Here is a 10,987-nt window from a genome sequence, read left to right on the forward strand (position 1 = left end):
CGAGGCCGTGCTGCCCGATGCGCCGGGGGTCGCGGGGCCGGGTGACGGGGGCGGCGTCCAGCCGGTCGGTGACGGAGATGTCCAGGGCGTTCTCGAAGCGTTCGACGAGGACCTCGCAGGGGCCGGGTGCGTGGCGTACGGCGTTGGTCACCAGTTCGCTGACCACCAGGCGCGCGAGATCGACGTGGTCCTGGGAGACCGGGCGGCCCCGGGTGTTCGGCGCGGCGGTGAGGAAGTCGGCGACGAAGTCACGGGCCGCCGCGATCACCCCGGCTTCCCGGTCGGAGTCCTGGTAGGTCACGCTCGCCGACAACAGCGGCCGGCGCAGCGGTTCCCCCCTGGTGATGACCTCACTCATCGCCCGTCCTTCCTCGCGTGACTGCCGCCCTTCCCCCGGGCCGTACGCCGACAGGGTACGGAGGGCGGGGGCGCGGCGTCTTCCTCGGGGACGCTGCGGGGCCCGGGACAAGGGTGGGGGCGCCACCCCGTCGGAGGGTGGCGCCCGCAGAGCTTCGCGTGCACATGTCGATGACTTTCCGGTTTCCGCTACCAGCGGTACCAGCGGCCGGTGCCGCCCTTGGGGCGCACCAGGAAGCCCAGCAGCCAGACGACCAACACGATCACGGCGATCCACCACAGCGCCTTCACCGCGAAACCGGCCCCGAAAAGGACCAGGGCGAGGAGCAGAACCAACAGAAGGGGAACCATTCCTATCAACCTCCAGGCCTCCGCCTGCCCCGCAACCCGTCGGATATCCGTCCCGGACAAGGGTTTCCCCCGGCGGACCCGGAGGCGCGCCGCGGGGGCCCGGTCCCCCGGCGGTCCCCCACCGGACCGAGGCCGTGTCGGATGCGTCCGACACGGCCTCTGACCTGCGTATGCACGGGGGGGGGGACGACAGGATGTGAACCTGTGACCCCTCGCCCCCCGAGGAGTGGGGGTCGAGGGTGCTTTCCGGGAGGCCGGCCGGTCACCGATCGGCTACAACCGCTGACCTTGGAATCGATCAACTACGAGGCGCCCACGCCCGGGGCGATCAGAACGGCCAGGCGCTCGCGCAGCCCCATGTGGCCACGGCCGTTGCTCTGCGCCGGCGGGGGCGCTTCGGCGCCGCTGGTGTCCGTGACCTCGATCGGGCGTACCGGCGGCGCGTACTCGTGCGACGAGCGCGTCGAGCTGTGCGAGCCCGGGCTGGGGCTCCAGGCTGTCGGGCCTCTCGTGGTCGGGGGCGGCCAGCAGGCCCATCACATGGCGGAGTTCGGCCATCGCGGCCCGGCCGCCCGCCTCGACCACTCGCTGCACGGCGTCGTCATGCCGGTGATGGGGCGTGCCGTGGGCACCGGTCCGCCGTCGCCTGTCCTCGATGTGTACGGGCCTTCCCAGCTGCTCCTGCTGGGGCTCGGCGGCGTCGTGATCGCGATGCTGGGCGCGCTGATCCCGGCCGGCTGGGCCGCCAGGGCCCGTACGGCCACGGCGCTGCGCACCGAGTAGCGCCCGGCGGAGCGAGCCCCGTCCCCCGCACCTGTGTCGGTGGTCCGACGTCAACGTCTCGGCCCGGAGTGCGTCCCCGGGTGTGACGTGGGGGCACCGCGATCAGGACGGCGAGGGGCGCCACCCGACTGGGTCGGAGCCCGCGGGCCCAGTCCGTCGGTGCCTGTAGTGCTCGGGGTGCCGAGAATCCGTGGCCGCGGCAGCTTTCAGCTCCGCGTGCAGCTGTGGGGTGGGTGCGTCATCGGGCTGACCGTATCCGCAGAGCCGTGACGGACCAGTCGATCACCGGGGTGAGGCGTTCCGGTGCCGGCCAGTCGTCGGTGAGCGCGAGCAGCCGGAAGTACTCGTCCCTGCGCGGATCGCTCGCGGCCTGCAGACGGTGCAGCAGCCACCGGCGCAGCCCGGCGTCATCAGGGCGGTCGTGGGCGAGCGCGCAGTGGGCCGTGAGCGCAGCGACGACGGGATCGGCCTGGGGCGAGTCGGGGCTGATGGCGCGGGCCACGGCCGGTCCGACGAGATCCCGGACAATGGCGATCACGTATGGGCGAAGGGCATGGGGGCGTCGTCGGCCAGGGCGGCCGCGTGGTCTTCGGTCAGGCGCCGCACACTGGCGCGGAAATCGGGGTCCAGAGACAGTTCAGCCAGCTCCACCCATGCTGCGATCTGTTCGTCCGTGGGGCTGTCGGGGAGTTCGGGCGTCATGGAACGCGGAGCTGCGGCGTGGTGAAAGCCGCGGTGGAGGCCTTCGAAGACGCTGTTGAGGAAGTCGTCGATCAGGCGTCGGCGTTCGGCTTCGGACAGCGTGGCCTGCTGGTGCATGAGTTCCCTCTCCTCGGGGTGGGTTCGCGTACTGGCGGCGGCTGTCAGAACCACCCGTCGCAGACGCGGGATGCTGATCTGCGCGTCAAGTGCGGCCGCGTGTTCGGCGGCGACTTCGCTGAGTGTGAGTTCGTGTTCCACGACCTGCCGGATCATGGCGAGGCCGAGTCCCAGTTCTCGTAGTGTTCGCACGAGGGCAAGGCGAGCGACGGTGTCCGGGGCGTAGAGCCGGTAGCCGGCGTGGGTGCGGTCGGCAGGCTCGACGATGCCCCGATCGGAGTAGAACCGGATGGTCTTCACCGTCAGCCCGGTGCGCTGGGCGAGTTCGCCGATCGAGTAGAGGGTGTCGCCGTCCATGAGCTCACCTTCCTGTCGCCCCCTGCGGGAGACTCAAGTCTGCGCTCGCTGTCTCCGGCTCGCGGCGGAGCCGTTGCAACTCGTCGCCCCGGGCCGTGTCCCGAAAGTCCTGCCGGCGGCGCAAGTGGATCTCGACGACACGTGGTTGTCAGTGCCCTCAAGTACGTTCTGTCCGTTCGGCCTGACAGGTGGGTCGTTGAGCTGAGGGATTCGTTCGTCGCAGCTTGAGACGAGGCCGCGTGCCGGTCACAGGCATTCGTTGACGGGAACGGACGGAACCTGGGCCCGCCTACTCGGACAGGTCCGGGTTCGCGTGACTCCGTCGGAGCCGTGGAGTGCACTGTGTCGGTCGACTCCACGATCAGCCGGGCACGCTGCCGGCGCCCGCAAAAGGGGGCGGCGGCAGGGGGGGGGACGAACCGGAAGCCGCTCCAGCCTGCCCGACGGTGCGTGTCGTTCATGCGAACTACGCGCGTCAACGGTCCTCGCACCGTTGACGCGTCTCGTCCGTCCCGGCGAGACTCCTGGCCCATGCAGCCCCCGCGTGACCACTCGGTCACCCTCGTCCAGCGCCGGCACGTGGACCTCGTCCGTGTCGCGAGCGCGGCCTGTCGCTGCCTCTGACCAGTCGGCCTTCCGCTCCCCGGCCACCCCCGCATCCTCCCCCGCCCCGGTCGCGGCGCCGTCCTCGCCTGCCGGGCCCGGAGGCTTGCCCGTACCTTCGCACGCCCTCATGGAGACCCGTATGTCCACGCCCCTGTCCCGCCGCGCCCTCGGCGGGGCCGCCGCCGGTGCCGCCGCCGCGGCCGTCCTCGGTGCCACCGCGCCCTCGGCGCAGGCGACGCCGGCCGAACAGCGGGAGCGCCCCTTCCGCGCCGCGCACCCGCGCCGCCACTCGCGGCGGCCCAACATCCTCTTCGTCCTGGGTGACGACCTGGGCTGGGCGGACCTCTCCTCCTACGGTTCCCCGCACATCCGCACCCCCCACCTGGACCGCCTCGCCCGCGGCGGCGTCCGTTTCACCGACGCGTACTCCGGCTCCGCGACCTGCTCACCCACCCGCTTCAGCCTCTACACCGGCCGCTACCCGGGCCGTACGAAGGGAGGGCTCGCCGAGCCGATCGCCGACAAGTCGGCCGGACTCGAGCCCACCCACCCCACCCTCGCCTCGCTCCTGCGCGACTCCGGCTACGCCACCGCCCTCATCGGCAAGTGGCACTGCGGCTACCTTCCCGACTACTCCCCCACCCGCTCCGGCTGGGACGAGTTCTTCGGCAACTTCGGCGGAGCCCTGGAGTACTACTCCAAGCTCGGCCTGGGCGGTGAATACGACCTCTACGAGGGCGACGCGGAGTACAAGGACCTGCGCTACTACACCCGGATCCTCACCGAGCGGGCGAGCGAGTACGTCAGCCGCGACCACGACAGGCCCTGGCTGCTCAACCTCAACTTCACCACTCCTCACTGGCCGTGGATAGCCGACGGCGACGAGGACGCGAGCGCCGAGATCGTCCGCCGTATCAAGTCCGGCGACCGTTCCGCCCTCTGGCATCAGGACGGTGGCTCGATCGAGAAGTACGCGGAGATGGTCGAAGACCTCGACCGCTCGATCGGGCAGGTCCTCGACGCGCTGAAGCGCTCCGGCCAGGAGCGGGACACCTTCGTCTTCTTCGCCAGCGACAACGGCGGGGAGCGCTTCTCCTACAACTGGCCGCTCGCCGGGAACAAGGGCTCGCTCCAGGAGGGTGGCATCCGGGTTCCGTCGATCCTGCGCGGGCCGGCGCGGATCGACGGCGGCCAGGTCAGTGACCTGCCGGTGTTCACGCCCGACTGGACGGCGACCCTCCTCGACCTGGCCGGCGCCCGTCCCCACCCCGCGTACCCCCTCGACGGCATCAGCCTCGCCGGACACCTGCTCCATGGCGCCGAGGTGCCCGAGCGTGACCTCTTCTGGCGGGTGCGGGGCGAGCGGGCACTGCGCCGCGGCGACTGGAAGTACTACCGGGGCAGGTCCGGCCGGGACCAGCTCTTCCACCTGTCCGAGGACACCCGTGAGCATGCCGACCGGGCACCCTTCGAACAGGCTCGGCTCGCCGAGCTGCGGGCCGCCTGGGAGCGCATCGACGCGGGGCTCCTTCGCTACTGAGCGCGGTCGGCGCGCGCGGTACGCCGGACCGTGCGCAGGTACTCCGAACAACTGGCTTCGCCGTGTTCAAGACCAGCCGGCGTCACGTCACCCACACTCCCAGGTTGCTTCCTGGGAAGTTCCGGTGGTCGGTGCGATCGGTTCGGCAGTGGTCAGGTGTTCGTACGTACCGGTGATGTCGAGCACGCGCCGGAGCTGTGGGCCGATGTGGTCCAGGTGGAAGCGTACGGGGTCGCGGCCAGGCGCGCGGTGACCTCCATGTACCGCTGCAGGTTCAGCGACGCCAGGCGGGCGCTGGACGCCTCGGCCAGGAACCGGGCGCGCTCGCGTTCGGCCTCCAGTTCCCGCTCGGCCGGCCGATAGCGGGTCTCCTCCACCAGCCACCACACCGTGCCTCCACCGGGAAGCACGGACGAGGACGCCGAGAAGAACCCCTCACCCACCGCGCCGCTGACCTGACCGGCGGCGGGCGTGCGGTGTGCGGCGGCGAGCCAGTCCGGCGAGGACAGGACCTCTCCGACACGCGCGCTGGGCAGAAGAGTCTCCGCCGCCTCGTTGAGCTCCACCACCTGCCCGGTCGCGTCCACGACCACCACCGGGTAGGGAGCGGTAGCAGCGCTCACCTGACTCGGAGCGCCGGTATGGGCACTCTCCGGAGACACAGGCACGAAAAGGCAGCCTCCCAGGCCCTCGATCAATGGTGGAAGGCGATTTAGTTGCTGGATGACAACCGCCTCTCATCCCCGGCCTCCATGCAACCCTGGACCCGCCGCCCCGCTTCCCCCTGAACCGAGCCTTCCGCGAGACACCCGCCGTCCCACCTCCTGCCGAAAACTCACGAGGACCGCTGAAACTTCATGCTTCGACATACGGGTGGACGGGCCGAACGGGCTGGAAGCGGCTCTGCACGCCCGCCGACGGCCACAGGAGCACGGCGGGTGGCGGGCGGTAGGCGGAGCACCGAGCACGAGCAGCGGCGTTCCCCGCCCCCGGCGCGTGCAACCGGGTGCCAACACCGGATGATCCGACGTGGCGTCCTCCGCCCCGCTCACCCAAGCGCGCCCTCGGATGAACCCCGGCATGCCCGGACACCGCGCGGAGCAGCGCCGCCTCCCGTGCGGGGTGGGAAGCGGCGCTCTCGCACGCAGCGGCGGCTACGGGGTGACGCAGCCGATGGAGCCGACCGGGAAGTCGTTGCCGGTCGAGGTCGCCGTGAAGCCGAAGGTGACACTGCCGTCCGGCGGGATGATCCGGTTGTAGTCGAGGTTCGCGACGGTGAGCGTGCCGTCGGATCCGGTGGTCAGAGCCCCGTTCCAGACACTGGCGACCTTCGTCCCGGCGCCGGGCTTCCACCGCACGGCCCAGCCGTCGCGTGCCGTCGTGGTGTGGTTCATCACCTCGACGGAGCCCTGGAAGCCACCGTTCCAGGCGTTGGTCACGTTGTAGACGGCCATGCACCCGGTGTGCGGATCGGTCGAGGTGGGAGTCGGGGTCGGGGTCGGGGTCGGGGCCGGCGTGGAGGTCGGGGTGGGAGTCGGGGTCGGGGTCGGGGTCGGCGTGCCGCCCGAGCCGCGGATGCCGGTGACTTCGCCGTTGCCGCCGTCGAAGACGATGTCGGAGCAGGAGAAGAAGTTCTCCTGGCTGTCCGAGCGCACCCACTGGATGAACATCACCGCGTCGCCCGAGCGGCCCGACGGCAGGTTCAGGCTCCAGTAGTAGTGCCCGCCGTCCGTGCCGGGAGAGCCCGTCTGCGGCGGATCGGTGACGGTCTGGATCAACTCCAGGTCGTCCCAGCCCAGTTCCGTCGTCGGCGCGTATCCCGGCTTGGAGAGGTAGACCCGGAAGGAGCCCGGGTGCGCGGCCCAGTTGCTGTGCTTGACCTGGATCGTCTTCCCGGACGTCAGATGCGTCCGGGGCCAGTCCGCGCGGGCGGCGTTGTATCCGGTGAAGTTGTACGGCGAGCGGTCGCCGGCGCTGCACAACTTTCCGTCCGGTACGTAACCGGGGCCGCGTCCGCCCGCGTGGGAGTCGAGTACGGCGAACCAGTTGTAGAGCGACGAGGCACCGCTCTCGTCGAGCGCGGCCCGGCAGGCCGGGTTGGTCGGATCCATCGCGCCCGTGCTGGTCTTGGCGTCGAGGTAACAGAGGTAGGTGCGCGATCCGGGCATCATCGTGACGCCATGGGCCTGGGCGCTGCCTTGCCCCAGCAGGACCAGACCGATTCCGCCGAGCAGGGTCGTGAAGGCCGCCGCCAGCGAGAGCAGTCGTTTCTTGCGTCGAACCATGGATGTCTCCTGTACCTGTGTGGGGGTGGTTCGGGCTCTTGCTTTCCTCCTTGCGGCTCGCTTTCCGGTCGCGGTACCGCGAGCGTGGGTTCAGGGAGACCGGGCGCGGACTTGAGGATTCCGGGCGCGGGCCCTGGGTCCCGGGCACGGGGCTGGGAGCGCTCCCATGCGCGACTTCGGAGGGGACTGTAGGAGAGTCGCGGACCGCTGACAAGCCATCAGTGCCGAGCGCGTCGAAGGTCTCTGCCGCCCGACCGGCCGAGCCCGCGAGCCGCGCGCAGGCCCTCAGGCCGATCCGCGCACCCTCAGCCGGGTTCGCAGGATCCCATGACGCCAGGCCACCTCCGGCTCCTCCATCTCCTCGAGGAGCAGCCGCACCTCGGTCCGGCCGATCTCCTCCACCGGCTGACGGGCGGTGTCCAGCGGGGGTTCCGTCCGCTCGGCCGGTTCGAAGTCGTCGAAGCCGACCACCGCCACGCCCTACGGCACCCTCCGTCCCGCCGCGAGTGGGGCGGTCAGCGCACCGGCGGCCATGCTGTCGGGCGCCGCGAAGGCGGCGTCGCCCTCGGGGTGCCGCGCGATGAGCTCGGCCATCGCCCGCCGCCCGCCGGCCTCGGTGAAGTCGCCCTCCACCACGAGGGACGGCACCTCGCCGAGCCCGGCCACTCCCGCGCGGGCGGCGACCTCCTCCGGCGTCGGTGTGCGCCCGAACCGCGTCTCGGCATGGCGACACCCCCAAGAGCCCCCGATCTCACGGCCCGTCGCGCGCTCGACCGATACGACTCCGCGGTCGACTCGCCCACCTCTGAGGACCCGAAGTGCCTGCCGGAGGCGCGAAGTCGTCGACGCGTTCCCGACAACGGGTCCCGTCCGGGGCGTTGACGGCCCGATGCGCCAGCCACAAGTATGACCCCGCCCGATGGGAGCGCTCCCATCCGTGGCTTTCTCCCTGTCTCCTGTGAGGAGCCGAGACGTGAACAAACACAGAACCGCCCTGCTGTTCCTGACAGCCCTGCTCTCGGCGGGGCTCACCGCGGTCCCTGCCAGCCCCGCGGGGGCGGACGAGGTCGAACGGGTCAGGAACGGCACCTTCGACACCGGCACCGACGCGTGGTGGACGAGCAACGTCACCGTCGGACCGGCCGACGGCAGACTCTGTGCCGACGTGCCGGGGGGCACGGCGAACCGCTGGGACGCCGCCGTCGGCCAGAACGACCTCACGCTCGTCAAGGGAGAGTCATACCGGTTCCGCTTCAGCGCGACCGGCTCCCCCGAGGGCAACTCCGTCCGCGCCGTCGTGGGGCTCCAAGTGGCGCCGTACGACGCGTACCACGAGGTCGCCCCACAGCTGAGCGTCTCCGGCAACACGTACACCTACACGTTCACCTCACCCGCCGACACGTCGCAGGGCCAGGTCGCCTTCCAGCTCGGCGGTGGCGCCGAGCCCTGGCGCTTCTGCCTCGACGACGTGTCCCTGCTCGGCGGGGTGCCACCGGAGGAGTACAAGCCCGACACCGGCCCCCGGGTCCGGGTCAACCAGGTCGCCTACCTGCCGTCCGGCCCCAAGAACGCCACGCTCGTCACCGAGGCGACCGAGCCGCTGCCCTGGCAGCTGAAGAACGCGTCCGGCGCTGTCGTCGCGAGCGGCCGCACCGTGCCGCGCGGGGTGGACCCCTCCTCCGGACAGAACGTCCATACGATCGACTTCGGCGGCCACCGCCGGGCCGGGTCGGGCCTCACCCTGGTCGCCGACGGCGAGACCAGCCGGCCCTTCGACATCGGCACCGCGGCGTACGAGAAGCTCCGCCTGGACGCCGTGAAGTTCTACTACACCCAGCGCAGCGGGACCGGGATCCGCGACGACCTGCGGCCCGGTTACAGCCGCAAGGCGGGGCACATCGACGTCGCCCCGAACCAGGGAGACGGCAACGTGCCGTGCCAGCCGGGCGTGTGCGACTACGCGCTCGACGTCACCGGCGGCTGGTACGACGCCGGCGACCACGGCAAGTACGTCGTCAACGGCGGCATCTCCGTCTGGCAGCTCCTCAGCACCTACGAGCGCGCCCGCATCGCCCGCACCGGACACGCCGAGAAGCTGGGAGACGGGACCCTGAACATTCCGGAGAGCGGCAACAGCGTCCCCGACATCCTCGACGAGGCTCGCTGGGAGCTGGAGTTCCTGTTGAAGATGCAGGTGCCGGACGGCGAGCCGCTCGCCGGCATGGTCCACCACAAGATCCACGACGAGCAGTGGACCGGCCTGCCCCTGCTGCCCTCCGACGACCCGCAGAAGCGCGAACTGCACCCGCCGACCACCGCGGCCACCCTGAACCTCGCGGCGACCGCCGCCCAGGCGGCCCGCCTCTACAGGGCGTACGACCCCCGGTTCGCCGCCACCGCGCTCGCCGCCGCCCGCAAGGCGTGGGCCGCGGCCCTCACCCACCCCGACGTGCTGGCCTCCGAGAGCGACGGCATCGGCGGCGGCACGTACGCCGACCGTGACGTCAGCGACGAGTTCTACTGGGCGGCCACCGAGCTGTATCTGACCACGGGCGGGCGGGAGTTCCGGGACCACATCCTGCACTCCCCGGTCCACACCGCCGACGTCTTCGGGCCGATCAGCTTCGACTGGGCGCGTACGGCCGTCCCCGCCCGCCTCGACCTGGCCACCGTCCCGAACCGGCTGCCCGGCCGCGACGAGGTCCGCCGGTCCGTACGGGAAGGGGCCGACCGCTACCTGGCCACCCTGAAGGCCCACCCGTACGGCATGCCGTACGCCTTGGAGGGTCACAGGTACGACTGGGGATCCACCCACCAGATGCTCAACAACGCCGTCGTCCTGGCCACCGCCTACGACATCACGGGCGGCGCGAAGTACCGCGACGGGGCCGTCCAGAGCATGGACTACATCCTGGGGCGCAACGCCCTGAACATCTCGTACGTCACGGACTACGGCGAGGTCAGCGCGCAGAACCAGCACAGCCGCTGGTACGCCCGGCAACTCGACCCGAAACTGCCCAAACCGCCCGCCGGCTCGCTCTCCGGCGGTCCGAACTCGAGCATCCAGGACCCGCTCGCCCAAAGCAAACTGCGGGGCTGCACCGGGCAGTTCTGCTTCATCGACGACATCCAGTCCTGGTCGACCAACGAGCTCACCATCAACTGGAACTCCGCCCTGACCTGGATGGCCTCCTTCGTGGCCGACCAAGGCGCACCGGCGGTCCACGGGAGCGCTCCCGACGGCTCCTTCCGACCCGTACGAGGAGGAACACGGTGAAACGCCTCTTGGCCTTGATCGCGGCCGGCGCGACGGTCCTCGGGCTCACGGCCCTGTCGAACCCGCCGGCGGCGGCCGCCGTCGGCTGCAAGATCGACTACACCGTCACCAGCCAGTGGCAGGGCGGCTTCCAGGGCGCAGTGAAGATCACCAACCTGGGTGAGCCGGTCAGCGGGTGGACCCTGCAGTTCACCATGCCCGACGCCGGGCAAAAGGTCGTCCAGGGCTGGAACGCCACCTGGGCGCAGTCCGGTTCGACGGTCACCGCCACCCCCGTCGACTGGAACCGCACGCTGGGCTCCGGCACGTCGACCGACCTGGGATTCGTGGGTTCCTTCACGGGCGCCAACCCGAAGCCGACGGCGTTCACCCTCAACGGCGTCACCTGCACGGGCAGCATCGTGGAGCCCCCGCCGGGCGGCGGGGAGCCGACGCCGGGCCCGGGCACCGGCACCCCCGTGGACGTCAACGGTCAGCTCCGCGTCTGCGGCGTGAAGCTGTGCAACCAGTACAACCGCCCCATCCAGCTGCGCGGCATGAGCACGCACGGCATCCAGTGGTTCAGCAAGTGCTACAGCACCGCGTCCGTCGACGGGCTCGCGAAGGACTGGA

7 protein-coding genes and 4 pseudogenes are annotated in these 10,987 nt (G+C 71.0%); 5 read left to right on the forward strand and 6 right to left on the reverse strand.

Annotated elements, in window-relative coordinates:
• Together RIF68_RS13965 and RIF68_RS13970 are read right to left on the reverse strand one after the other, a co-directional pair.
• A pseudogene (locus tag RIF68_RS13965) lies at positions 1-358 on the reverse strand (ATP-binding protein); the annotation flags it as partial.
• A gap of 188 nt (positions 359-546) precedes the next feature.
• Positions 547-708 (reverse strand): hydrophobic protein, encoded by a 162-nt coding sequence (locus RIF68_RS13970; protein ID WP_309051553.1) that lies wholly within the window; start codon positions 706-708, stop codon positions 547-549.
• Positions 709-1,122: 414 nt separating this feature from the next.
• Here RIF68_RS13970 and RIF68_RS13975 point away from each other — a divergent pair, with 414 nt between their 5' ends.
• Positions 1,123-1,491 (forward strand): hypothetical protein, encoded by a 369-nt coding sequence (locus RIF68_RS13975; protein WP_309051558.1) that lies wholly within the window; start codon positions 1,123-1,125, stop codon positions 1,489-1,491.
• 238 nt (positions 1,492-1,729) lie between these two features.
• Here RIF68_RS13975 and RIF68_RS13980 read toward each other — a convergent pair.
• Positions 1,730-2,667 (reverse strand): annotated as a pseudogene (locus RIF68_RS13980) (MerR family transcriptional regulator).
• Positions 2,668-3,198: 531 nt separating this feature from the next.
• On the opposite strand from RIF68_RS13980, the gene RIF68_RS36495 reads away from it, so the two are divergent.
• Together RIF68_RS36495 and RIF68_RS13985 are read left to right on the forward strand one after the other, a co-directional pair.
• The gene (locus RIF68_RS36495; RefSeq protein WP_375165217.1) at positions 3,199-3,291 is read left to right on the forward strand and encodes a putative leader peptide; all 93 of its coding nucleotides are present in this window, start codon (positions 3,199-3,201) and stop codon (positions 3,289-3,291) included.
• Positions 3,292-3,412: 121 nt separating this feature from the next.
• The gene (locus RIF68_RS13985) at positions 3,413-4,813 is read left to right on the forward strand and encodes a sulfatase-like hydrolase/transferase (protein ID WP_309051554.1); all 1,401 of its coding nucleotides are present in this window, start codon (positions 3,413-3,415) and stop codon (positions 4,811-4,813) included.
• A 152-nt stretch (positions 4,814-4,965) separates the two neighbouring features.
• Here the strand turns inward: RIF68_RS13985 and RIF68_RS13990 are convergent, their stop codons facing one another.
• The 3 genes and pseudogenes from RIF68_RS13990 to RIF68_RS14000 all read right to left on the reverse strand — a co-directional run.
• Positions 4,966-5,436 carry a hypothetical protein gene (locus RIF68_RS13990; RefSeq protein WP_309051555.1) on the reverse strand — a complete coding sequence of 157 codons (471 nt, stop codon included), beginning with the start codon at positions 5,434-5,436 and terminating at the stop codon, positions 4,966-4,968.
• A 531-nt stretch (positions 5,437-5,967) separates the two neighbouring features.
• Entirely contained in the window at positions 5,968-7,098 is a 1,131-nt protein-coding gene (locus RIF68_RS13995) for a lytic polysaccharide monooxygenase (protein WP_309051556.1), read from the reverse strand.
• 285 nt (positions 7,099-7,383) lie between these two features.
• Positions 7,384-7,761: pseudogene (locus RIF68_RS14000) on the reverse strand (substrate-binding domain-containing protein); the annotation flags it as partial.
• Between the two features lie 310 nt (positions 7,762-8,071).
• Here RIF68_RS14000 and RIF68_RS14005 point away from each other — a divergent pair.
• Both RIF68_RS14005 and RIF68_RS14010 read left to right on the forward strand, forming a co-directional pair.
• Positions 8,072-10,309: pseudogene (locus RIF68_RS14005) on the forward strand (glycoside hydrolase family 9 protein); the annotation flags it as partial.
• Positions 10,310-10,371: 62 nt separating this feature from the next.
• Positions 10,372-10,987: cellulose-binding domain-containing protein (locus RIF68_RS14010; protein WP_309051557.1), on the forward strand; the 616-nt coding region annotated here is incomplete at its 3' end.

Source organism: Streptomyces sp. (assembly GCF_031178505.1).
Lineage (GTDB): Bacteria > Actinomycetota > Actinomycetes > Streptomycetales > Streptomycetaceae > Streptomyces > Streptomyces gulbargensis.

Bases quoted from the DNA above. Each gene is read 5' to 3' on its own strand.
- RIF68_RS36495 (WP_375165217.1), top strand. From the start codon at position 3,199: ATGCAGCCCCCGCGTGACCACTCGGTCACCCTCGTCCAGCGCCGGCAC.
- RIF68_RS13970 (WP_309051553.1), bottom strand. From the start codon at position 708: ATGGTTCCCCTTCTGTTGGTTCTGCTCCTCGCCCTGGTCCTTTTCGGG.
- RIF68_RS13995 (WP_309051556.1), bottom strand. From the start codon at position 7,098: ATGGTTCGACGCAAGAAACGACTGCTCTCGCTGGCGGCGGCCTTCACG.
- RIF68_RS13985 (WP_309051554.1), top strand. From the start codon at position 3,413: ATGTCCACGCCCCTGTCCCGCCGCGCCCTCGGCGGGGCCGCCGCCGGT.